At 70.7% G+C, this 21,010-nt stretch carries 21 protein-coding genes and 1 pseudogene; 11 read left to right on the forward strand and 11 right to left on the reverse strand.

The genetic code is table 11. The features are described 5' to 3' along the window. The first annotated feature begins 114 nt into the window (after positions 1-114). The 3 genes from tilS to ftsH all read left to right on the forward strand — a co-directional run bounded on the left by tilS (position 115) and on the right by ftsH (position 3,935). Complete coding sequence (gene tilS / locus AB0M18_RS18500; RefSeq protein ID WP_365759153.1) at positions 115-1,134, forward strand: tRNA lysidine(34) synthetase TilS; 1,020 nt, start codon at positions 115-117, stop codon at positions 1,132-1,134. 50 nt (positions 1,135-1,184) lie between these two features. Then, positions 1,185-1,724, forward strand: a complete 540-nt coding sequence (hpt, locus tag AB0M18_RS18505; protein WP_265865395.1) for a hypoxanthine phosphoribosyltransferase — start codon at positions 1,185-1,187, stop codon at positions 1,722-1,724. Positions 1,725-1,910: 186 nt separating this feature from the next. Further along, a complete protein-coding gene (gene ftsH, locus AB0M18_RS18510; protein WP_365759155.1) occupies positions 1,911-3,935 on the forward strand; it encodes an ATP-dependent zinc metalloprotease FtsH in 2,025 nt (674 codons plus the stop codon). A 123-nt stretch (positions 3,936-4,058) separates the two neighbouring features. On the opposite strand, the gene AB0M18_RS18515 is transcribed toward ftsH, so the two are convergent. Then, positions 4,059-5,990 carry a zinc ribbon domain-containing protein gene (locus AB0M18_RS18515; RefSeq protein ID WP_365759157.1) on the reverse strand — a complete coding sequence of 644 codons (1,932 nt, stop codon included), beginning with the start codon at positions 5,988-5,990 and terminating at the stop codon, positions 4,059-4,061. A gap of 272 nt (positions 5,991-6,262) precedes the next feature. Here AB0M18_RS18515 and folE point away from each other — a divergent pair, with 272 nt between their 5' ends. Continuing rightward, on the forward strand, positions 6,263-6,868 hold the full coding sequence (gene folE, locus AB0M18_RS18520) for a GTP cyclohydrolase I FolE (RefSeq protein ID WP_365759159.1): 606 nt from the start codon (positions 6,263-6,265) through the stop codon (positions 6,866-6,868). A gap of 82 nt (positions 6,869-6,950) precedes the next feature. On the opposite strand, the gene AB0M18_RS18525 is transcribed toward folE, so the two are convergent. Together AB0M18_RS18525 and AB0M18_RS18530 are read right to left on the reverse strand one after the other, a co-directional pair. Beyond that, the gene (locus AB0M18_RS18525; protein ID WP_365759162.1) at positions 6,951-7,208 is read right to left on the reverse strand and encodes a hypothetical protein; all 258 of its coding nucleotides are present in this window, start codon (positions 7,206-7,208) and stop codon (positions 6,951-6,953) included. Between the two features lie 239 nt (positions 7,209-7,447). After that, positions 7,448-7,918, reverse strand: coding sequence for a hypothetical protein (locus AB0M18_RS18530; protein ID WP_365759164.1), 471 nt, complete (start codon positions 7,916-7,918; stop codon positions 7,448-7,450). Positions 7,919-7,943: 25 nt separating this feature from the next. Between AB0M18_RS18530 and AB0M18_RS18535 the strand changes: the two genes are divergently transcribed. Then, a complete protein-coding gene (locus AB0M18_RS18535) occupies positions 7,944-8,210 on the forward strand; it encodes a hypothetical protein (protein WP_365759166.1) in 267 nt (88 codons plus the stop codon). Positions 8,211-8,232: 22 nt separating this feature from the next. Further along, positions 8,233-8,951 (forward strand): annotated as a pseudogene (locus AB0M18_RS18540) (transposase). A gap of 19 nt (positions 8,952-8,970) precedes the next feature. Here AB0M18_RS18540 and AB0M18_RS18545 read toward each other — a convergent pair. The 6 genes from AB0M18_RS18545 to AB0M18_RS18570 all read right to left on the reverse strand — a co-directional run bounded on the left by AB0M18_RS18545 (position 8,971) and on the right by AB0M18_RS18570 (position 13,846). After that, positions 8,971-9,459, reverse strand: a complete 489-nt coding sequence (locus AB0M18_RS18545; protein WP_365759168.1) for a DUF3180 domain-containing protein — start codon at positions 9,457-9,459, stop codon at positions 8,971-8,973. Between the two features lie 61 nt (positions 9,460-9,520). Further along, a complete protein-coding gene (gene folK / locus AB0M18_RS18550) occupies positions 9,521-10,120 on the reverse strand; it encodes a 2-amino-4-hydroxy-6-hydroxymethyldihydropteridine diphosphokinase (protein WP_365759170.1) in 600 nt (199 codons plus the stop codon). Beyond that, complete coding sequence (folB, locus tag AB0M18_RS18555) at positions 10,117-10,476, reverse strand: dihydroneopterin aldolase (protein WP_265865324.1); 360 nt, start codon at positions 10,474-10,476, stop codon at positions 10,117-10,119. The genes folK and folB overlap by 4 nt, the downstream gene beginning before the upstream one ends. Before the next feature lie 133 nt (positions 10,477-10,609). After that, entirely contained in the window at positions 10,610-11,092 is a 483-nt protein-coding gene (locus AB0M18_RS18560; RefSeq protein ID WP_365759175.1) for a nuclear transport factor 2 family protein, read from the reverse strand. Further along, the gene (gene folP / locus AB0M18_RS18565) at positions 11,089-11,961 is read right to left on the reverse strand and encodes a dihydropteroate synthase (protein ID WP_365759177.1); all 873 of its coding nucleotides are present in this window, start codon (positions 11,959-11,961) and stop codon (positions 11,089-11,091) included. Before folP ends, AB0M18_RS18560 begins: the two co-directional genes overlap by 4 nt. Positions 11,962-12,001: 40 nt before the next feature. Then, positions 12,002-13,846 carry a phosphatidylglycerol lysyltransferase domain-containing protein gene (locus AB0M18_RS18570; RefSeq protein WP_365759179.1) on the reverse strand — a complete coding sequence of 615 codons (1,845 nt, stop codon included), beginning with the start codon at positions 13,844-13,846 and terminating at the stop codon, positions 12,002-12,004. 173 nt (positions 13,847-14,019) lie between these two features. On the opposite strand from AB0M18_RS18570, the gene AB0M18_RS18575 reads away from it, so the two are divergent. Beyond that, complete coding sequence (locus AB0M18_RS18575; RefSeq protein WP_365759181.1) at positions 14,020-15,132, forward strand: alpha/beta hydrolase-fold protein; 1,113 nt, start codon at positions 14,020-14,022, stop codon at positions 15,130-15,132. Here the strand turns inward: AB0M18_RS18575 and AB0M18_RS18580 are convergent. Continuing rightward, positions 15,119-16,099 (reverse strand): ATP-binding cassette domain-containing protein, encoded by a 981-nt coding sequence (locus AB0M18_RS18580; RefSeq protein ID WP_365759183.1) that lies wholly within the window; start codon positions 16,097-16,099, stop codon positions 15,119-15,121. The two genes, AB0M18_RS18575 and AB0M18_RS18580, sit on opposite strands and share 14 nt — an antisense overlap. Before the next feature lie 150 nt (positions 16,100-16,249). Here AB0M18_RS18580 and AB0M18_RS18585 point away from each other — a divergent pair, with 150 nt between their 5' ends. From AB0M18_RS18585 to AB0M18_RS18600, 4 genes are all read left to right on the forward strand, one after another. Further along, the gene (locus AB0M18_RS18585; protein WP_365759185.1) at positions 16,250-16,936 is read left to right on the forward strand and encodes an ABC transporter permease; all 687 of its coding nucleotides are present in this window, start codon (positions 16,250-16,252) and stop codon (positions 16,934-16,936) included. A 1-nt stretch (position 16,937) separates the two neighbouring features. Continuing rightward, entirely contained in the window at positions 16,938-17,609 is a 672-nt protein-coding gene (locus tag AB0M18_RS18590; protein ID WP_365759187.1) for an ABC transporter permease, read from the forward strand. Next, positions 17,606-18,601, forward strand: a complete 996-nt coding sequence (locus tag AB0M18_RS18595; protein ID WP_365759189.1) for an ABC transporter substrate-binding protein — start codon at positions 17,606-17,608, stop codon at positions 18,599-18,601. Before AB0M18_RS18590 ends, AB0M18_RS18595 begins: the two co-directional genes overlap by 4 nt. Positions 18,602-18,732: 131 nt before the next feature. Next, entirely contained in the window at positions 18,733-19,779 is a 1,047-nt protein-coding gene (locus AB0M18_RS18600) for a hypothetical protein (protein WP_365759192.1), read from the forward strand. An 86-nt stretch (positions 19,780-19,865) separates the two neighbouring features. On the opposite strand, the gene AB0M18_RS18605 is transcribed toward AB0M18_RS18600, so the two are convergent. Further along, a complete protein-coding gene (locus tag AB0M18_RS18605; protein WP_365759194.1) occupies positions 19,866-21,008 on the reverse strand; it encodes an NADH-quinone oxidoreductase subunit D in 1,143 nt (380 codons plus the stop codon). Positions 21,009-21,010: the final 2 nt, after the last annotated feature.

Genomic DNA, 21,010 nt, shown 5'->3' on the forward strand with positions numbered 1-21,010 from the left:
CGGCTGACGGCCAGGTTCTGTCACCATCGACGCACTCTGAGTGACCGAACCCCCCTTTCCGACCGTTAAGACTCCGACCGAGGCACCCCACTCTCTCCACGAAGGGCACCGGACATGGGTCCCCATCCTGCGGTCGCGGCGATACGCCTGGCGGTCCGCCGCGTACTCCACGACGTCCTCACCGACCACTCCGCACAGCACTCCGACGAGCCGGGCGACTCGCGCCCCCTCGTGCTCGTCGCCTGCTCCGGCGGCGCCGACTCCATGGCACTCGCCTCCGCGCTCGCCTTCGAAGCGCGCAAACTCCCCCTCCGGGCCGGCGGCATCACCGTCGACCACGGCCTCCAGCACGGCTCCGGCCAGCGCGCCCGCGACGTCGCCGACCGCATGACCGCCCTCGGCCTCGACCCCGTCGACGCCGTCACCGTCACCGTCGGCCGCGACGGCGGGCCCGAGGCCGCCGCCCGCGACGCCCGCTACGCCGCCCTCGACGCCGCCGCCGAACGCCACGGCGCCACCGCCGTCCTCCTCGGCCACACCCGCGACGACCAGGCCGAAACCGTCCTCCTCGGCCTCGCCCGCGGCTCCGGCATCCGCTCCCTCTCCGGCATGGCCGCCGTCTCCGGCACCGCGGGCCGCTACCGCCGCCCCTTCCTGGAACTCGACCGGCAGACCGTCCGCAAGGCCTGCATCGCCCAGGAACTCGCCGTCTGGGACGACCCCCACAACGCCGACCCCGCCTACACCCGCTCCCGACTCCGCCACGAAGGCCTCCCCGCCCTCGAGAAGGCACTCGGCAAGGGAGTCGTCGAAGCCCTCGCCCGGACGGCCCAGCTGTCCCGCGACGACGCCGACGCCCTCGACTCCTGGGCCGCCGACGCCGAGGCCTCCGTACGCGACGAGACCGGCCGCCTGGAGTGCGCCAAGCTCTTCGGACTGCCCCCCGCCGTCCGCCGCCGCGTCCTGCGCCGCGCCGTGATCGCGAGCGGCGCACCCGCCGGATCCCTCTTCGCCCGCCACATCGAGGAAGTCGACCGGCTGATCACCGGATGGCGCGGCCAAGGAGCCATCAACCTGCCCGGCCGCGTCGAGGCACTGCGGCAGGGTGGCAGACTGGTCATCCGGCAAGGCTGACCGCAAAGTCGCAAGCTGCAACGAAAGTGACCCGGGTGAACGAGAAGGACATGGGCGCCGACCTCCAGTCGGTCCTCATCACCAAGGAAGAGATCGACGCGAAGCTCGCCGAGCTCGCCGCGAAGATCGACGCGGAGTACGCGGGCAAGGACCTGCTCATCGTCGGAGTCCTCAAGGGCGCCGTGATGGTGATGGCGGACCTGGCACGCGCCCTGTCCACCCCCGTCACCATGGACTGGATGGCCGTCTCCTCCTACGGAGCCGGCACCCAGTCCTCCGGAGTGGTCCGCATCCTCAAGGACCTCGACACCGACATCAAGGGCCGGCACGTCCTGATCGTCGAGGACATCATCGACTCGGGCCTGACCCTGTCCTGGCTCCTGTCCAACCTCGGCTCGCGCGAGCCGGCCTCCCTCGAGGTCTGCACCCTCCTGCGCAAGCCGGACGCGGCCAAGGTCGCCATCGACGTCAAGTGGATCGGCTTCGACATCCCCAACGAGTTCGTCGTCGGCTACGGCCTCGACTACGCCGAGAAGTACCGCAACCTCCCCTTCGTCGGCACCCTCGCCCCGCACGTCTACGGCGGCTGAGGACCCCCTTTCGCCGGTGTCCCCGCAGGGGAACCCGCGCCGTCTTCCCTCCGTTGAAGCAAGGGAAGACGGTCGCGGGCACCGATGCTGGGGTACCGTCCGAAGAACAGCTTTTTCACCTCGCAGCTACTCAGCAGCATTCACCTACGGGCAGGAGGGACGGGGCGGCAAGTGCGCCCCGTATGGATGGACGTGAAGCGATACTTCCGTGGGCCGGTCATGTGGATCGTGCTGGCCGTCCTCGCCGTGGTCGTGCTGATGCAGGTCGTCGGCTCGTCCGAGGGCTACAAGACGGTGGACACCGGCAAGGTCGTCCAGGCGATCGACAAGAACCAGGTCAAATCCGCACAGCTCACCACCGGTGACGAGCAGGTCGTCAAGATCACGCTCGTCGACGGCCAGAAGATCGACAAGAGCGGCAAGGTCCAGGCCAGCTACATCGGCACCCAGGGCGCCGACCTGGCCGACAAGCTGCAGGAGAAGTTCGAGGCCGGACAGATCGAGGGCGGCTACACCGTCTCCCCGACGAAGCAGTCACCTTTCATCTCGGTCCTCCTCTCCCTGCTCCCCTTCGTCCTCATCGTGGTCGTCTTCCTCTTCCTGATGAACCAGATGCAGGGCGGCGGCTCCCGCGTCATGAACTTCGGGAAGTCCAAGGCCAAGCTCATCACCAAGGACACCCCCAAGACGACCTTCGCCGACGTGGCGGGCTCGGACGAGGCGGTCGAGGAACTCCACGAGATCAAGGAGTTCCTCCAGGAGCCGGCCAAGTTCCAGGCCGTCGGCGCCAAGATCCCCAAGGGCGTGCTGCTCTACGGCCCGCCCGGAACCGGCAAGACCCTCCTCGCCCGCGCCGTCGCCGGCGAGGCCGGAGTGCCGTTCTACTCGATCTCCGGCTCCGACTTCGTCGAGATGTTCGTCGGCGTCGGCGCCAGCCGCGTCCGCGACCTCTTCGAACAGGCCAAGGCCAACGCCCCGGCCATCGTCTTCGTCGACGAGATCGACGCCGTCGGACGCCACCGCGGCGCCGGCCTCGGCGGCGGACACGACGAGCGCGAGCAGACCCTCAACCAGCTGCTCGTCGAGATGGACGGCTTCGACGTCAAGGGCGGCGTCATCCTGATCGCCGCCACCAACCGGCCCGACATCCTCGACCCCGCCCTCCTGCGCCCGGGCCGCTTCGACCGGCAGATCGCCGTCGACCGCCCCGACATGCAGGGCCGCCTGGAGATCCTCAAGGTCCACCAGAAGGGCAAGCCGGTCGCCCCGGACGTCGACCTCGGCGCCGTCGCCCGCCGCACCCCCGGCTTCACCGGTGCCGATCTCTCCAACGTCCTCAACGAGGCGGCGCTCCTCACCGCCCGCTCGGACCAGAAGCTGATCGACAACAAGGCGCTCGACGAGGCGATCGACCGCGTGGTCGCGGGCCCGCAGAAGCGGACCCGGATCATGTCGGACAAGGAGAAGAAGATCACCGCGTACCACGAGGGCGGCCACGCCCTGGTCGCGGCGGCCTCACCGAACTCCGACCCGGTCCACAAGATCACCATCCTGTCCCGCGGCCGGGCCCTGGGCTACACCATGGTCCTCCCGGACGAGGACAAGTACTCGACCACCCGCAACGAGATGCTCGACCAGCTCGCCTACATGCTGGGCGGGCGCGCCGCCGAGGAACTGGTCTTCCACGACCCGACCACCGGCGCCGCGAACGACATCGAGAAGGCCACCGCCACGGCCCGCGCGATGGTCACCCAGTACGGCATGACCGAGCGGCTCGGCGCCATCAAGTTCGGCGGCGACAACACCGAGCCCTTCCTCGGCCGTGAGATGGCGCACCAGCGCGACTACTCGGAAGAGGTCGCCGCGCTGGTCGACGAAGAGGTCAAGAAGCTCATCGAGACCGCGCACAACGAGGCCTGGGAGATCCTGGTCGAGAACCGCGACGTGCTCGACAACCTGGTCCTGGCGCTTCTGGAGAAGGAGACCCTGGGCAAGGAGGAGATCGCCGAGATCTTCGCCCCCATCGTCAAGCGCCCGGCCCGCCCGGCCTGGACGGGCTCGGCCCGCCGCACCCCGTCCACCCGCCCGCCGGTCCTCTCCCCGAAGGAGCTGGCCCTGACCAACAGCGCCAACGGCTCCTCGTCGGCGACGGCCCCGGTCGACACCACCAAGTCGATCGACCTCGCCCCGGAGGACACCCCGGAGCCGTAAGTCTTGGCAGGTCCCGGAAAGACGCTCGGCTGGGTTTCCCAGCCGAGCGTCTTGCGTGAGCGGCTGTACAGCTTGGCGGCGACGGCGGGGGCCTCGTGCCCCCACAGGTTCTGACGTCTCTGATCAGTCGGGTTCGGTCCACCTGGGTGGGGAGGCGTGGGCGTGGAGGTGGAATCCGGCGCCCAGTGCTGCTCCTCGTGGCCGGTGTCGGCTCGTGGTGGGTGTGCTGATCGTGTGCACGCCCTGGTGCCGGTGGGCTGCGCGGGGCAGCCGGGGCCGGTCCGTTGGTGCGTGTCCCTCCGGACGCCAGCCGGCACGTCCCGTGGGTCGTGCCGGGGAGGGAACCCCGCGTCGCCTGGGCGCGGGGCGGTTGGTTCGTGGCCGGGTCGGGCCGGTCTTCGACCGGTCCGCTCGACGGGCCTTCGGGGCGGCTGTGATGATCGCTGCGGTTTCCAGCTTGTCGACCACGGCACGGATGACCATGGTGCCGCTGGGCTTGTCGACGACCGTCTTGGCCTGGTGCGCCAGACCTCGGGCGGCGATACGGCGCCAGGCGCCCTGGTCACGATCGCCTTGCCACCCGCACTCCTGGTTGGGGCAGACAGCCCACTTCCAACCAGGCGTGGTGGGCCGGTCGGGGGCCTTGCGGTGGCGGAGCGGGGTGAGACAGTGCGGGCAGTGCCGGGAGGTGTTGCGGGGCGGGACCGTGACGACGGCGATGCCGGTCTCGGCGGCGAGGTGCCGCAGGCGGTCGGCAACCTGCCCGCGCACCGTCTGGGAAAGGCGGGTGTTGTGGGTGCGGCCCATGCCACCCGCTTCCAGCGACCGTAGGTCTTCCAGATAGATCACGGTTGCGCCTGCGGCGATAGCCTGGTCCACAACCCAGCGGGCAACGGACCACGCCAGCGCGTCGTTCAGGTTCGAGCGGCGCTCCGACACCCGCCGGATCTCCTCCGCGAGCACCGAGTGCTTGCACTCCAAGGCTGGGTCGGCAAGCCGTGTGTAGTGGTCGGTCCTGGCATGCAGACGCTCGCTGACACGGCGAAGCCGGTACTGCTTGGCCAGTACACCGGCGGGCCGGAACTGCGCGCCCGCCCCGAGGGCGGTGATGCGCCCGTCGGCGTGCGGCCGGGCCGCGCCCGCGCTGAGAAGGGTGTTCAGGCCCCAGTCCACCCCCAGCGCCACCGTGTGGCCGCTGCGCTTCGCCTTCGGCACGGGATGGGTGAAGGCGAGGTCGGCGCGGACTCTGCCGCCCGAGGGGGTCAGGGTGGGCAGGTGGAGTACGGCGTTCGCCGGGACCGTCGACGGGAGCGTGATCGGGCAGGCCACCCAGGTCCAGTCCTGGTACGAAGCGGGATCGGGCCGGGTGGGCAATTGCAGCCGCAGCAGCATCCGGTGCCCGTCGTCGGAGCGTTCGACGGTCGCCTGCTGGCCGTCGCATGCGGCGAGCAGCAGCATGCGTGCCGTACGTGGCTCGGGCTCCAGCTCGAACACGTCCACTGGGCGACGCCCGTGTCCACGCGTGAAGGAGACGATCTGGCGGGTGCGCGAACGGATGACGCTGGACGGCAGGTGCTCTCCGCCGGGAATCGCGGCCCGCACCGCGTCCCACTCCTCGGGTGCGCGTCTGTCCGGGGCGGCGGGCCACGCGGCCAGGACTCCGGCCACCAGATCCGCGCGCCACTTCACCGACCGCAGTGCACGGCCGGCCTGTTCCTGGGCCATGCGTACGATCCGGTCGTTCACCCTCACGCCGTCGGTCGGGGCGACGGTCCAGCCCAGGCGACGCAACGCCATCCACGCGTTCGAAGGCAGCCCCCGGCCTCCTGCGTCCAGCCCGGAGGCCAGTGTGTCCACATCGGCGGTGTTCCAGTGCCTGGCCAGCAACGCCCTGGCCATCCCGGCCACCAGATTGGCGCACCAGCCCACCCGCTCCGCCAGAACGGCAGAGGTGAGGACTTCGCCTGTCCCCTCGTCCACGCCGGTACGCAGTAGTACGCGGGTGCAGGCGATACGGGCGACCTCGCCCGCACCCAGCGGCAGCTTCCGTCCCACCGACGCCCTCCCCTCGCCCTTGGTGCCGTCATCCGACCAACGACACCACCGTGAAAGGGTCACGCATTCGGTCCGCGAACTCGTGAGCGACGGAGATGTCCCCATGGCACACCCAGGGGCTGCAGCGCTCGGTGGCGGCCGCGAGGATCGAAGCAGCCGGTCTCCAGGATGCAACTGCGCAGCGCAGCCTCGCATGCAAGGCGAAACGGTTAGCCTGTGGGGGGCGCGGCCTATTTCGCGCCATGTCAGAAGGCAGACGGAACGAGGCACAGATGACCGACCCGGTGACGCTGGACGGCGAGGGCCTGATCGGCGAGTTCGACGAGAAGCGCGCCGAGAGCGCCGTACGGGAGCTGCTGATCGCGGTCGGCGAGGACCCGGACCGCGAGGGTTTGCAGCAAACCCCTGCACGCGTTGCGCGTGCATACAGGGAATTGCTCTCGGGGATGTGGCAGGAGCCCGAGGATGTTCTGACCACGACTTTTGACCTCGGTCACGACGAAATGGTCCTCGTTAAGGATATTGAACTCGTTAGCTTCTGTGAACATCATTTGCTCCCGTTCCATGGCGTGGCTCATGTGGGCTACATTCCGGCCGAGAGCGGCAAGATCACGGGGCTGTCCAAGCTGGCCCGCCTCGTCGACGTCTTCGCCCGGCGCCCGCAGGTGCAGGAGCGCCTGACGACTCAGATCGCCGATTCGCTGATGAAGATCCTCGACGCGCGCGGAGCGATCGTCGTGATCGAGGCCGAGCACATGTGCATGTCGCTTCGCGGCATCCGTAAGCCGGGCGCGAAGACGACGACCTCGGCGGTGCGTGGTCAACTTCGTGACGCCACTACGCGAGCCGAGGCCATGTCCCTGATATTGGCCCGTTAGGGGCGATCTTCCCGCTTTGCTCCATACCATCCCCGATCGGTGGAGTCGATCGCTGATCGGGGGGGATCGGTAGAGGTGCGGGCTACGGCGCGGCCCGCAGCGCCGCCGCGATCTGAGGGACCTCCAGGTCGACGACGACTTCCTCGGCGTCCCACACGCCGCGTGAGGTGATCGCCAGGCCGATGCGGGCCGGCTCGGCGGCGTCGTCGCGGAGCTCGTACTCCTCGCGGGTCTCCTCGCCGACCTCGCCCAGTTCCTCGCGCTCCCAGGCGGCGACAGCGGACGCGCCGACGGGGCGAGGCGGCCGCACGGTGATCCGGGTGATCTGGGGATCGCGCACAGCCCCGCGGAGTACTAGACGAGTCATTCCGAAGTGATCGTGATCAGCTTGTCGATGGGCCAAGGGGCTATTCGATGGCGCGTCCTGCTGGTCCGTGGACATGCACGCCTACTGCCCAAGGCCGGCCTTGCGTCCCTCGAGAAGCCGGCGAAGTAGATGACGCTCGCCGCACAATGGAGGCCGGAGCTGGTGCTGCTTGTCCCGGGCCGCTCACGACAGCTGCTGAATCCCGCCCGGGTTCAACTCAGCTGGTCGCGCACGAGATCAAGGAATGCCTGTCGGCTCGGATGTATGTGCGCCCAGACCTTCTCGTCCTGCGGATCTTCCGGGTCGTCGGGGCCCTTTCTGATCACCTCCTGTACTGCCCAGGCGAGGCTGCGTGCCGCTTCGCTGACCTCGGGCGCGCACAGTACGTGGATCGTCTTCTGCGTCACCCACACCCTGTCAAGGACCTGCCGTGCCCGGGCCTGCCACTGCTCGTCAGCCAGGTTGTGGTGATGCCGATCCACCGCGACTCGTTCTGCTTCCTGCACCGCAGACAGAAATTCGATGAGGTGAGTGAGACGCTCGTTACGGCGCGCCTCGGCAAGTTCACGAGCACTGCGGCGCGCCTCGCCGCGTTCCAAGGCGTGTCCTGCCGAGCGCTGGGTCAGTATCGACATGAGCCCGCCGAGCAGGACGCCGATGAGTGGCGCAAGCGTTGTCCACACAACGTCAGACTATGACATCGATGGCATGGACATGGGGCCGGGGTTCGGGCAATTCCGGGCCGGACAGGGACACGCGGACGGCAAGGTCGTCGCCGCCTTCGACAGCGGCGGGCAGCAGACGGCGGAAGATCTGAGATCTTCGCGTTTTCCTGGTGCTCTTGGCCACAGCGCGGACCGGGAGGTCCGGTACTGGGCGGCCGTGGAGGTGGTGCCCGGTCTCCCGCAGCTTGTCGGCCTACTCAAGCGTGAAGCCGAGCAATTGGGCAGCCCCTGCCGGCGGCCGGAGATGTAGACAGGGCGTCCAAGATCGTTCTGTGACGAATGGCCTGGACGCCCTGCTCACCGCACTGTATGTGAAGATCGACGACGAGATCACGGACACCCGGTGGCTGGGGCGCCCTCCCCGGCTGACCGATTCCGAGCTTGTCTGCCTCGCCGTCGCCCAGGCGATGCTGGGCTTCACTTCGGAGTCCAGGTGGCTGAGGTTCGTCGGCTCCCGCCTCGGCGAGGTGTTCCCCTTCGTGCCGAAGCAGCCGGGCTGGAACAAGCGGCTGCGGGCTGCGCTGCCGCTGGTCAAGCGGGCTGTACGGCTCCTTGCGACCCGCTTCTGGTTCGACAACCACTGGATCATCGACTCCACCTCGGTCGAGTGCGGCCGGTCACGCCCCAGGGTGAAGCGGTCGGACCTGGCCGGCTGGGCCGGATATGGATACTGCACCAGTCATTCCCGATTCTTCTGGGGTCTGCGGCTGTACCTGGTGTGCACCCCAACCGGTATGCCGATCTTGTGGTCCCTTGCGAACCCGAAGTTGGACGAGCGCGAGGTGCTGACGGCGATGTTGGATCGTGAGCCGGACACAGTCACCGACCGCCCCGGCCTGCTGGTGATCACGGACAAGGGCTTCGGCTCCAAGGAATTGAGGGCGTCGCTGTCCGCATCGCCCAACGCGTCCTCGCGCTGGCCGCAGCGATCTGGCACAACCACAAGACCGGACAGCCAATCACACGGTCCCTGATCGCCTACGACCACTGATCACTTCGGAATGACTCGCCTAGTTCACCGGGGCGTGGCCCTGGCCGTTGTGGTCCTCGTCCTCCGGGAGCTTGCAGACGCGTTCCAGGAAGAGGGCGGCGGCGATGACGGCGAAGCCGGTGAGGACCGAGGCGGCGGCGTAGATGGCCTGGTCGCGGCGGGCCGGGATGTCGAGGGAGCCGAGGAGGAAGACGCCCGTGCCGCCGTACATGCCGGCGACCAGGGCGGCGACCAGGGCGCTGGCCTGGCCGAAGACGACGGCGCGGGCGGCCATCAGGGGTTCGACGCCCTTGGCGCCGGGGCGGCGCTCGCGCTGGGCCTTGAGGCGGGCGCGCAGCGAGAGGGCCGTGGCGGTGAGGACGACGGCGATGGCGGCGAGGACGATGGGGGCCGCGAGCGGCACGCTGGGGAGTGTGCCGAGCGCGTCCCACAGGCGGGCGGCGCCCCAGGACAGGATGCCGGCGGCGAGGAACAGTCCGGCGAGCACCTTGAGCCGCAGTTGTTTCACCGGGTGTCCTTCGTGTCGTCCGTCGTGTGCCTGTCCGTGGTGTCTTCGTGGAGCGTAACGACTACTCGGGGAGTCGGAGTTCCAGGTCGGTGCGCGGCACGACGCCTTCGGTGCCGAGGGCGGCGAGGAGGGCGGCGACGGGGCCGTGTCCGGGGAGCTGGGCCTCGGGGTCGACGTCGTGCCAGGGGGCGAGGACGAAGGCGCGCTGGTGGGCGCGGGGGTGCGGGAGGGTGAGGACGGGGTCGTCGGAGACGACGTCGGCGTACGTGATGATGTCGACGTCGATGGTGCGGGCGCCCCAGCGCTCCTCGCGGACCCGGTGGAAGGCCTCCTCGACGGCGTGGGCGCGTTCGAGGAGGGAGGAGGGCGGGAGGGTGGTGCGGACGAGGACGACGGCGTTGAAGTACGAGGGCTGGGTGCCGGGCTCGACGCCCCAGGGCTCGGTCTCGTAGACGTGGGAGACGGCCTTGACGCGGAGGCCGGGGGTGTCTTCGAGGGCGTCGACGGCGCCCTGGAGGGTCTCCAGGCGGTTGCCGAGGTTGGCGCCGAGGGCGAGGACGGCCCATTTGGGGTTGGAGAGGGTGACGTCGGCGGCGTCCACGGCGGCGGTGACGGCGGCGGGGACGGGCTGCACGGTGGGGTCGCTGTGCTGGGGCTTCATGCGCGGCTCCGGGTGATGGTGACGGTCACGTCGTCGAAGGGGACGGTGATCGGCGCGTCCGGCTTGTGGACGACGACCTCGACCTCCTGGACGCCGGCGTGCTTGAGGCACTGCTGGGCGATGCGTTCGGCGAGCGTTTCGATGAGGTCCACGGGCTCGCCCTGGACGACGTCCACGACCTCTTCGGCGACGACGCCGTAGTGGACGGTCTTCGTCAGGTCGTCGTCGGCGGCCGCGGCGCGGGTGTCGATGCCGAGGGTGAGGTCGACGATGAACGTCTGGCCCTCCTCGCGTTCCTTGGGGAAGACGCCGTGGTGCCCTCGGGCCTTGAGGCCGCGCAGCGCGACACGATCCACGCGAATCACTCCTGCTGTCGTAGTTCGGATGGCCACGCAGCCGGGTGCGGACGGCCGGGTGTCCATCATCGAATCTACCCGCGGGCACCGACAGCCGGACCGGGGGCTCCTGACCGGCGGCTCAGTCGGTTGTTCAGTCGGTGGTGTCGTCGGGGTCGGCGGGGTCGGTCTCGGGGATGACCGGGGAGCCGTGGTGGGACCACACCTTCCACCCCTCCGACGTGCGGCGGAAGACGTTGGTGGCGACGACGAGCTGTCCGACGAGGGGTCCGAGTTCGGCGCCGTCCTCGGCGGGTCCGCCGCTGAGGATGTTCTCGGTGCACGTGACGATGGCCACGTCGCCGGCGAGGGAGACCTCGACGTCGGTGAGGAAGAACTGGATGTAGTCGGTGTTCGCCATGATCAGGGCGTACGAGCGGAGGACCTCGCCGCGGCCGGTGAGGACGGGCCAGCCGGGGTGGACGCAGGAGATGGCGGTGGCGCCGTCGTCGAGCCAGAGGTCGGTGACGGTGTCGAAGTCGCCCTGTTCCATCGCTTCGTAGAAGGCGGTGTTGGCGGCTTCTACGGCGGCCCGGTCGGCTTCGCGGGCGTGTCCGCGGTCGCGGGCGTGGGTCACCGGGCTCCTTCGACGGCTCTGGCGACGCGTACGGCGTCGGCGGTGGCACGGACCTCGTGGACGCGGACGGCCCAGGCGCCCTCGTGGGCGGCTATGGCGGAGACGGCGGCGGTGGCGGCGTCGCGTTCGCGGGCGGGCGGCGGGGCGGCGCCGGGTTCGCGGGTGAGGACGTGGCCGAGGAAGCGTTTGCGGGAGGCGGCGACGAGGAGGGGGCGGCCGAGGGCGCGGAGCTCGGGGAGGTGGGCGACGAGGGCGAGGTCGTGGGGGGCGAGTTTGGCGAAGCCGAGGCCGGGGTCGAGGACGATGCGTTCGGGGGCGATGCCGCCGTCGACGACGGCCTCCATGCGGGTGCGGAGTTCGGTGACGACCTCGGTGACGACGTCGTCGTACACGGCGAGGCTGTTCATGTCGACGCTGAACCCGCGCCAGTGCATGACGACGAAGGGGACGTGGGCGGCGGCGACGGTGGGGACCATGGCGGGGTCGGCGAGGCCGCCGCTGACGTCGTTGACGAGGGCGGCGCCCGCGTCGACGGCCGCGGCGGCGACGGAGGCGCGCATGGTGTCGACGGAGACGGTGACGCCTTCGGCGGCGAGGCCGCGGACGACGGGGACGACGCGGCGGAGTTCTTCGTCCTCGTCGACGCGGGTGGCGCCGGGGCGGGTGGACTCGCCGCCGACGTCGACGAGGTCGGCGCCTTCGGCGACGAGGTCGAGGCCGCGTTTGACGGCGGCCGTGGTGTCGAACCAGCGGCCGCCGTCGGAGAAGGAGTCGGGGGTCACGTTGACCACGCCCATGACCGCGCAGCGGTCCCACTCCGGCAGGCCGAGCGCTGTGCCCCGGTCGATCGTCGACGTCGTCGTACTCATGTCTCCAGCGTAGGGCCAGGCCCCGGGGCCCGGCCTCCGGTCAGGCGGCGCGGACCTCGTGCTCGGGCTGGGAGGGGACGATGTGGGCGCAGGGGCGGGGGGCCGGGGCGGGTCTGCGGCGGGTGAAGGGGCGGGGCAGGGAGAGGTTCACGAAGCCTTCGGCCTGCATGGCGGCGAAGCCGATGCGGGGCAGGTCGCCGCTCTTGCGGTAGACGACGAAGCGGGGTTCCCAGCGGGGCTGGAACTTGGCGTTGAACTTGTAGAGGGACTCGATCTGGAACCAGCGGGAGAGGAAGACGAGGAGGCCGCGCCAGACGCGCAGGACGGGGCCGGCGCCGATCTTCTCGCCGCGGGCGAGGGCGGCCCGGAACATGGCGAAGTTGAGGGAGACGCGGGTGATGCCGAGGCGGGGGGACTGCTGGAGGGCGGCGACGATGAGGAGTTCGTTCATGCCGGGGTCGGCGCTGCGGTCGCGGCGCATGAGTTCGAGGGACATGCCGTCGGCGCCCCACGGGACGAAGTGGATGATCGCCTTCAGGTCGCCGTAGGGGGAGCTGCCGGCGGTGTCGTCGTCCTCTTTGTGGGCGGTGGCTATGACCGCCTCTCCGTCGCCGGGGCCGCCGATGCGGCCGAGGGCCATGGAGAAGCCGCGTTCGGTGTCGGTGCCGCGCCAGTCCTCGGCGGCGCGGCGGACGCGGGCGAGTTCGGCCTCGCTCAGGTCGGCGACGCGGCGCACCTTGGTGGTGTAGCCGTTGCGTTCGATGCGCTTGACCATCTGGCGGACGTTGCGCATGGCGCGGCCGGAGAGGGAGAAGTCGGCGACGTCGACGACGGCCTCGTCGCCGAGTTCGAGGGCGTCGAGTCCGGTCTCGCGGGTCCAGACCTGGCCGCCGGTCTCGGAGCAGCCCATGACGGCGGGGGTCCAGGAGTGGGCCTTGGCCTCGTCCATGAAGCGTTCGATGGCGCCGGGCCAGGCCTCGACGTCGCCGATGGGGTCGCCGCTGGCGAGCATGACGCCGGAGACGACGCGGTAGCAGACGGCGGCCTTGCCGCTGGGGGAGAAGACGACGCCCTTGTCGCGGCGGAGGGCGAAGTGGCCGAGGGAGTCGCGGGCGCCGTGCTTGTCGAGGAGGGCGCGCAGTCGGGTCTCGTCGTCCTCGGTGAGCCGGGCGGCCGGGTGTTCGGGGCGGAAGGCGAGGTAGATGGTGGTGAGGGCGGTGAGCATGCCGAGGGCGCCGAGGGAGTAGCCGACGGTCCAGCCGGTGTTGCCGGCGTAGTCGACGGGGCCCTCGATGCCGAACAGGCCGTAGAGGACGTGTTCGAGGCGGTCGGTGAGGCTGGGGCTGCCGATGACGCGGCGGGGGTGGGCGCTGACGATGGCCAGGCCGAGGGCGAGGGAGCCGGCGCCCATGAGGACGAAGTTGGCGAGGGCGCGCCAGCGGCTGCGCGGGTCGGGCAGGGCGGCGAACTGGTCGCGGTGCACGCCGAGCAGGGTGACGAGGGCGAGGGAGAGGACGGCGCCGGTGACGGAGTGGCGCCAGGCCAGCTGGGCGGCGGCGCCGAGCGGCAGCAGGACGACGGCGGCGCGCCAGGCGCGGCGCTTGTTGCGCTTGAGGCCGTGGGCGAGGAGCAGCAGCAGGACGCCGGCGCTGAGGGAGAGGGCGGCGGAGAGCGGCCCGAGGGTGCCGGGGAGGACCTCGGCGGCGGCGTGCATCCTGCTGGCGCGGAACCGCGGGAGGACGCCCGCGGCGATGTCGATCAGGCCGATGAGTGTGCAGGCCGTGCCGACGATTGCCGGGACCTTCTCCGGTCGGGGGCCGCGTACGATCCGGCGCACCCGATTCGGAACCGATCCTGATTTGTCCCCATCTACCGTGACAGACATCGCTTCCCGTGCTTCCCGTGGTTCCGCGAGAGATCGTTGATCCGGCAGGCCGCGGCGCTTGGGCGGGCCGTGCCGGAGGTTTTGCGCCTTCTAGGACGGAGCAGCGATGGGGCGGGTTCACTCGCTCTACGGGAAATCTCAGGGAAAATTCAGGAAGAAAGCTCAGACGTCACATGGGTCTCACCAGCAACAAAGTCCTCGCGCTGGCGGTCGTGCTGGCCGTGGTGTTCTTCGCCGCCACGGTCTGGCTGTGGCCACGGCTCGCGCGCGGCGGCTGGAAGGCCGTCGTGGGGCGGATCGGCATGCTGCTCGCCACCCAGCTGGCCCTGTTCGCCTCGCTCGGGCTCGCCGCGAACAAGTCCTTCCTCTTCTACGGCTCCTGGGCGGACCTGTTCGGCCAGGAGCAGGAACTCGGCGTGGTCGTGGACCACTCGGCCGGCTCCCGGGACGTGCAGGTCGTCGGCACCCAGGCGCTGGACGTGCCGGGCGGTGGGCGTCCCTCGGTCGGCGGGCAGATACAGAAGGTCGTCATAGCGGGCGAGAAGTCGGGGATCGGCTCCCCGGCGTACGTGTACCTGCCGCCGGAGTACTTCCAGGAGCGGTACGCGAAGTCGACGTTCCCGGCCTCGGTGGTGCTGACCGGCTACCCGGGTACGGCGGAGAACCTGCTCAAGGGCCTGAAGTACCCGCGGACGGCGTATCAGCAGGCCCGGGAGAAGAAGATGCAGCCGATGATCCTGGTGATGCTGCGGCCGACCGTGGCACCGCCCCGGGACACCGAGTGCGTCGACGTGCCGGGCGGCCCGCAGACCGAGACCTTCTTCGCCGAGGACCTGCCGAGGGCGATCTCGCAGACCTACCGGGTCGGGACGCACGCCCGGAACTGGGGCTTCATGGGCAACTCGACGGGCGGCTACTGCGCGCTGAAGATCGTGCTGCACCACCCGGACCGGTTCGCGGCGGGCGCCGGCCTCTCCGCGTACTACAAGGCGGCGGACGACGTGACGACCGGTGACCTGTTCCACGGGGACCAGGCGGCGAAGAACCGGGCCGACCTGCTGTGGAGCCTGGACCACACGCCGCCGCGGAACACCTCGTTCCTGGTGACCTCCTCACGGCGGGGCGAGGACAACCTGAAGGCGACGAAGGAGTTCATCCGCAGGGCGAAGGCCCCGGCCCGGGTCTCGTCGATCATGCTCGACAGCGGCGGCCACAACTTCAACACCTGGAACCGGGAGATCCCGCCGGGCCTGGTGTGGATGGCCGGCCGGCTCAGCGCGAGCTGACCTGTTCCGCGTCCACGGCGGTCGTACGGCGCAGAGCGCGGTGGACCCCGGCCGTGGTGAGGGAGCCGAGCACCCGGTCGGGCGCGCCGGGCGCGTGCACCGCGACCCGGCCGGCGTCCTGCTGGAGCAGTACGGCGAGGGCGTCCTTCAGGGAGGCGCCGAGGGGGACGCCGGGGGCCTTTCCGTCGAGGGGAGGCTCCAGGTCCGTCTCGGTGACCGGGGTGACGGCGAGCCGCTTCAGGCCCCGGTCCGCGCCGACGAAGTCGGCCACGTACGGGGTGGCGGGCGCGCCGAGCACGGTGGCCGGGGTGTCGAACTGCTCGATGCGGCCCTGCCCGTAGACGGCGATCCGGTCGCCGAGCCGGACCGCCTCGTCCAGGTCGTGGGTGACGAAGAGCACCGTTTTGCGGACGGTGGCCTGGAGCCGCAGGAACTCGCTCTGCAGGTGCTCGCGCACCACCGGGTCGACCGCGCCGAAGGGCTCGTCCATGAGCAGCACCGGCGGATCGGCGGCGAGCGCCCGGGCCACCCCGACCCGCTGGCGCTGTCCGCCGGACAGCTGCTCGGGGTAGCGATGGCCGTAGGTGCCGGGGTCCAGGCCCACCAGGTCGAGGAGTTCGGCGGCCCGTTCGCGCGCCTTCGCCTTCTTCCAGCCGAGCAGGGCCGGGACGGTGGCGGTGTTGTCGAGGACGGTGCGGTGCGGGAAGAGGCCGACCTGCTGGATGACGTAGCCGATGGTGCGGCGCAGCCGGACCGGGTCGACGGCGGCGACGTCCTCGCCGCCGAGCAGGATCCGGCCGGAGCTCGGTTCGACGAGCCGGTTCACCATCTTCATGGTGGTGGTCTTGCCGCAGCCGGACGGGCCGACGAGCGTGACCAGTTCGCCCTCGGCGACCTCGAAGGTCAGGTCGTCGACGGCCGTCGTGCCGTCCGCGTACCGCTTGGTCACCTGCTCGAACCGGATCATGGTTCCCCATTCTGACCCCTCGCGGCCCGGGTCGTGTGAAGGAAGTATTTCCACATCGTGGCGCTTCGGCCGTCATCCCCGGTGATTGTCGGTGCCGGGGGTTAGGGTCGCCAGACGGATGTCCGAAGGCGAGCGGGGGAGGGGGCGCGCATGGCCGCGGCGAACTGCCTGGTGGCGAACGACTGGATCTGCGGGGAGTATCTGCGCACCCGCGCCCAGGAGTTGACCGACGCCACCGTCCAGCATGTGGGAATCACCACGGTGTCGGTGCTGCTCGGGCTCGCCGTCGCCTTCCCGCTCGCCCTGCTGGTGCGCGCCCGGCCCCGCTGGGCCGGCCCGGTCCTCGGCCTCACCACCCTGCTCTACACGGTCCCCTCGCTCGCGATGTTCTCCCTGCTGCTGCCCTTCCTCGGGCTGTCCTCCGCACTCGTCGTGACCGGGCTCGTGCTGTACTCGCTGACCATCCTGGTCCGCGGCGTCCTGGCCGGCCTCGCGGCCGTGCCCGCCGAGACCCGGGAGGCGGCGAGAGGCATGGGGTACGGGTCGGGCCGGCTGCTCTGGGAGGTCGAGCTGCCCCTCGCGCTCCCGGCGCTGATGGCCGGCATACGGATGGCGACGGTCTCCACGATCGCGCTCACCACCGTCGGCTCCGTCGTCGGCCGTGGCGGCCTCGGCAACCTCATCGAGGACGCCCTGCCCACCTTCTTCAAGGCGCAGGTGCTCGCCGCCTCCGTGCTGTGCGTGCTCCTCGCGGTCGTCGCCGACCTGCTGCTGCTCGGCCTCCAGCGGCTCCTGACGCCCTGGACCCGCGCCCGGGCCGTGGCGGGGGGTGGATGAGATGGCCGTCCTCGCGGACGCCTGGACCTGGCTCACCACCGGCGCCCACTGGACCGGCGAGAGCGGCGTGTGGCACCGGCTCGCCGAGCACCTGTACGTGAGCGGGACGGCGCTGCTCCTCGCCTGCGCCCTCGCCCTGCCGCTCGGCCTCTGGCTCGGACACCTCGGCCGGGGCGGCGCGCTCGCGGTCAACATCTCCAACGCGGGCCGGGCGGTCCCCGTCTTCGCGGTCCTCGCCCTCTTCATGGTCTCGCCGCTGCGCAACGCGGGATACGTGCCGACCGTCGTCGCGCTCGTCCTCTTCGCGACACCCCCGCTGCTCACCCACGCCTATGTGGGCGTACGGGAGGTGGACCGGGCCGTCGTCGAGGCCGCGCGCGGCATGGGCATGTCCGGCGGGCAGCTGTTCCGCGGGGTCGAACTGCCCCTCGCCCGGCCCATGCTGATGACCGGCCTGCGCTCCGCCGCGGTCCAGGTGGTCGCCACCGCGACCATCGCCGCCATGGTCGGCCAGGGCGGCCTCGGCCGGGTCATCACCGCCGGATTCAACACGTACGACACACCGCAGGTGGTCGCGGGCGCCGTGCTCGTGGCCCTGCTCGCCCTTCTCGTGGAGGGGCTGCTCGTGGCAGCGGACCGTTTGCTCGGCCGCGCCGCACGACCGAAGGGATGATCTCTGTGAGCAGGACCTTGCGCAGCACGGGGGCGGCACTGGGCGCGATGGCGATGGCCCTCTCGCTCGCCGCGTGCGGGGGCGGCGACAGCCTGGAGCAGTCCCGGGTCGGGGGCGGGGAGAGCGGGAGCGGCGGCGGTGGCAAGAAGGGCTCGCTCGTGGTCGGCGCAGCCGCCTTCACCGAGGCCAAGGTGCTCGCCGAGCTGTACGCCCAGGTGCTCGACGACGCCGGATACTCCGCGAGCGTCACCACCGTGAAGAATCGCGAGCTGTACGAACCGTCCCTGGAGAAGGGCGAGATCGACGTCGTACCGGAATACGCGGCCACGCTCGCCGAATTCCTCAACGCGAAGGCGAACGGGCCGAAGGCCCCCGAGGAGCGGCCGGTCGCCTCGGGAGACCCCGCCGCCACCACGGAGGCCCTGAAGAAGCTCGCCGAGCCGCGCGGACTGAAGGTGCTCGCGTTCGGCGCGGCCGTCGACCAGAACGCCTTCGCCGTGAGCAGGGAATTCGCGGAGAAGAACAAGCTGACCACGCTTTCCGATCTCGGCAGCGCCAAGCTGAAGGTGAAGATCGCCGCCGGCGACGAATGCGAGATCCGCCCCTTCTGCGCGCCCGGACTGAAGAAGACCTACGGCATCGACGTCACCGGCGTCGACCCCAAGGGAGTCGGCACCCCGCAGGCCAAGCAGGCCGTCAAGGACGGGGTGGACCAGCTCGTCCTCACCACCACCACGGACGCCACCGTGGAGTCCTTCGGACTCGTCTTCCTCCAGGACGACAAGAAGCTGCAGAACGCGGACAACGTGCTGCCCGTCGTCAATGCCGAGGACGCCGGATCGCCCGAGATAGCCGCCGCCCTGGACAAGATCACCAAGGTGCTCACCACGGCGGATCTCGCCGAACTCAACCGCAAGGTCGACGCCGAGCGGGCGAAGCCCGAGGACGTCGCGAAGGCCTATCTGGAGTCGAAGGGGCTGCTCAAGAAGTAGACCCGGGAGAAGCGGAGTCGGACCGGCCCGTCCGGTAAAGGCGACGGGCCGGGGCGGCGACGGCGAGAACTCGCCAAGAGATTGCCAGGGCGACCCCCCATACAGCGCCTACGCACGGTAAATTTCAGGCCATGCCACGTGGACGCCACCGCCATTCCCCACCCCTGCACAAGCTCCTGCCGCCCTCCGCGGTCGCCGGGGCTTCGGTCGTCTGTGCCGCGGGCGCCTGGCTGCTCGGTGATCCCGTGGTGCTGCGACTGCTCGTCGCGGCCGCGGCGGCCGCCGCCGTCACCGGCGCCGTCCTCATGCGCGGTTGGGACCGCGAGGCCGGCCGCCAGGTCGCCGAGCTCGACCGGGCCCGCGCCGCCGACGAGTGGAAGCACGAAGAGCGGGTCGCCGAGCTGGAGTCCGACCTGGAGGAGTCGCGCGAGCTGCGCACCCGCCTGGACGCCAAGCTGCGTGCCAAGCGCGTCGAGCTGGCCGGCCTGCGCACCGAGCACGCCGATCTGCTCCGCCGCTACGCCACGGCCGAGACCGAGCGCGCCAGCGCCCTGGAGGGGCGCCGCATGCTCGCCCTGGAGTCCTCCGCCGCGACCGCCGCCGCCGTCAAGGAGCTCCCGGCCGCCGGATCCACGCCGACGCCCGAGGCCTACCGCAGGGCGGCCGAGGCGCTGCGGAAGCTCGCGGGCGGGACGGACGAGGAGGCGGAGGCGAAGGCGGACCCCGAGCCGGAGACCGGGCTTGAGCCGGTGCCGGTGCCGGCCCCGGCCCCGGCGCCGGTGCCGGAGACGCGGGCGGAAGCCGCGCCCGCGCCCGCTCCCGCTTCCGTTCCCGCTCAGGACGCCGCCGTCCACACCAGGGCCCCCGCGATGCGCCACGTGCCCGCCGCGGCCGCGATCGTCCCGTACACCGCCCGCCGTGTGGCCCGCCCCACCGGCAACTTCGACTACTTCGGCACCCAGAGCACGCAGCCCGCGATCGGCGCCAAGAAGGCCGCCGCCGCGATCGAGGCCGTGCAGGACACCGACCTCGCCGACGTCGTCGGCGAGGAGGTCCTCGCGGCCGCCGCGCCGCGGCCCCCGGAGCAGCGCGCGGTCGGCCAGGTCATCGACCTCACCGCGCACGACGAGACCGAGCAGCTGGACGTGGCGGAGCTGCGCGGCGCGGTCAGCTCGTAACGGCGAGACCCATGCGAAAGGCGCCGGTGGACGATTCCACCGGCGCCTTTCCCATGGGTCCGACGACTGCTTCACGGGTCCGACGGCTACTTGTCGATGTCGCCGACCACGAAGAACAGCGAGCCGAGGATCGCCACCATGTCCGCGACCAGCGTCCCCGGCAGCAGCTCCACCAGCGCCTGGATGTTGTTGTACGAGGCCGAGCGCAGCTTCAGCCGGTACGGGGTCTTCTCGCCCTTGGAGACGAGGTAGTAGCCGTTGATGCCGAGCGGGTTCTCGGTCCAGGCGTAGGTGTGGCCCTCCGGCGCCTTCAGGACCTTCGGCAGCCGCTGGTTGATCGGCCCCTGCGGCAGCTCGTCGAGCCGGTCCAGACAGGCGTCGGCGAGTTCGAGGGCGTTGTGGGTCTGGTCGAGCAGGCACTCGAAGCGGGCCAGGCAGTCGCCCTCGGTCCGGGTCACCACGCGCAGCACGTCCTGGAGTTCCCCGTACGCGAGGTACGGCTCGTCCCGGCGCAGGTCGAAGTCGACGCCCGAGGCGCGGGCGATCGGCCCGGACACCCCGTACGCGTGCACCGTCTCCGGGCGCAGCACGCCGACCCCGCGGGTCCGGCCGCGGAAGATCTCGTTGCCGAGGACCAGCTTGTCGTACACGTCCATCCGGGAGCGCACGTCCGCGACGGCCTGCCGCGCCCGCCCCAGCCAGCCCGCCGGCAGGTCCTCCTTCAGGCCGCCGACCCGGTTGAACATGTAGTGCATCCGGCCGCCGGAGACCTCCTCCATGACGGTCTGGAGCTCCTCGCGCTCGCGGAAGGCGTGGAAGACGGGTGTGATGCCGCCCAGTTCGAGCGGGTACGAGCCGAGGAACATCAGGTGGTTGAGCACCCGGTTCAGCTCGGCGAGCAGCGTCCGCGTCCACACCGCCCGCTCCGGCACCTCCATGCCGAGCATCCGCTCGACGGCCATGACGACCCCGAGCTCGTTGGAGAACGCCGACAGCCAGTCGTGCCGGTTGGCCAGCATGACGATCTGCCGGTAGTCCCGGGCCTCGAACAGCTTCTCCGCGCCGCGGTGCATGTACCCGACGACCGGCTCGGCCTCCCGGATCACCTCGCCGTCGAGGACCAGGCGCAGCCGGAGCACGCCGTGCGTGGAGGGATGCTGCGGCCCGATGTTCAGCACCATGTCGGTGCTCTCCGCCGCGCCGCCGATGCCGACCGTGGTCTCCGTCATGC

Origin of the sequence: Streptomyces sp. NPDC051909 (assembly GCF_040681095.1) — a bacterium.
GTDB lineage: Bacteria > Actinomycetota > Actinomycetes > Streptomycetales > Streptomycetaceae > Streptomyces.

What these genes read in the sequence shown, in the direction of transcription:
- tilS (WP_365759153.1), top strand. Translation starts at nt 115, where the DNA reads ATGGGTCCCCATCCTGCGGTCGCGGCGATACGCCTGGCGGTCCGCCGC.
- hpt (WP_265865395.1), top strand. Translation starts at nt 1,185, where the DNA reads ATGGGCGCCGACCTCCAGTCGGTCCTCATCACCAAGGAAGAGATCGAC.
- ftsH (WP_365759155.1), top strand. Translation starts at nt 1,911, where the DNA reads ATGGACGTGAAGCGATACTTCCGTGGGCCGGTCATGTGGATCGTGCTG.
- folE (WP_365759159.1), top strand. Translation starts at nt 6,263, where the DNA reads ATGACCGACCCGGTGACGCTGGACGGCGAGGGCCTGATCGGCGAGTTC.
- AB0M18_RS18535 (WP_365759166.1), top strand. Translation starts at nt 7,944, where the DNA reads ATGGACATGGGGCCGGGGTTCGGGCAATTCCGGGCCGGACAGGGACAC.
- folK (WP_365759170.1), bottom strand. Translation starts at nt 10,120, where the DNA reads ATGAAGCCCCAGCACAGCGACCCCACCGTGCAGCCCGTCCCCGCCGCC.
- folP (WP_365759177.1), bottom strand. Translation starts at nt 11,961, where the DNA reads ATGAGTACGACGACGTCGACGATCGACCGGGGCACAGCGCTCGGCCTG.
- AB0M18_RS18570 (WP_365759179.1), bottom strand. Translation starts at nt 13,846, where the DNA reads ATGTCTGTCACGGTAGATGGGGACAAATCAGGATCGGTTCCGAATCGG.
- AB0M18_RS18575 (WP_365759181.1), top strand. Translation starts at nt 14,020, where the DNA reads ATGGGTCTCACCAGCAACAAAGTCCTCGCGCTGGCGGTCGTGCTGGCC.
- AB0M18_RS18580 (WP_365759183.1), bottom strand. Translation starts at nt 16,099, where the DNA reads ATGATCCGGTTCGAGCAGGTGACCAAGCGGTACGCGGACGGCACGACG.
- AB0M18_RS18585 (WP_365759185.1), top strand. Translation starts at nt 16,250, where the DNA reads ATGGCCGCGGCGAACTGCCTGGTGGCGAACGACTGGATCTGCGGGGAG.
- AB0M18_RS18590 (WP_365759187.1), top strand. Translation starts at nt 16,938, where the DNA reads ATGGCCGTCCTCGCGGACGCCTGGACCTGGCTCACCACCGGCGCCCAC.
- AB0M18_RS18595 (WP_365759189.1), top strand. Translation starts at nt 17,606, where the DNA reads ATGATCTCTGTGAGCAGGACCTTGCGCAGCACGGGGGCGGCACTGGGC.
- AB0M18_RS18600 (WP_365759192.1), top strand. Translation starts at nt 18,733, where the DNA reads ATGCCACGTGGACGCCACCGCCATTCCCCACCCCTGCACAAGCTCCTG.
- AB0M18_RS18605 (WP_365759194.1), bottom strand. Translation starts at nt 21,008, where the DNA reads ATGACGGAGACCACGGTCGGCATCGGCGGCGCGGCGGAGAGCACCGAC.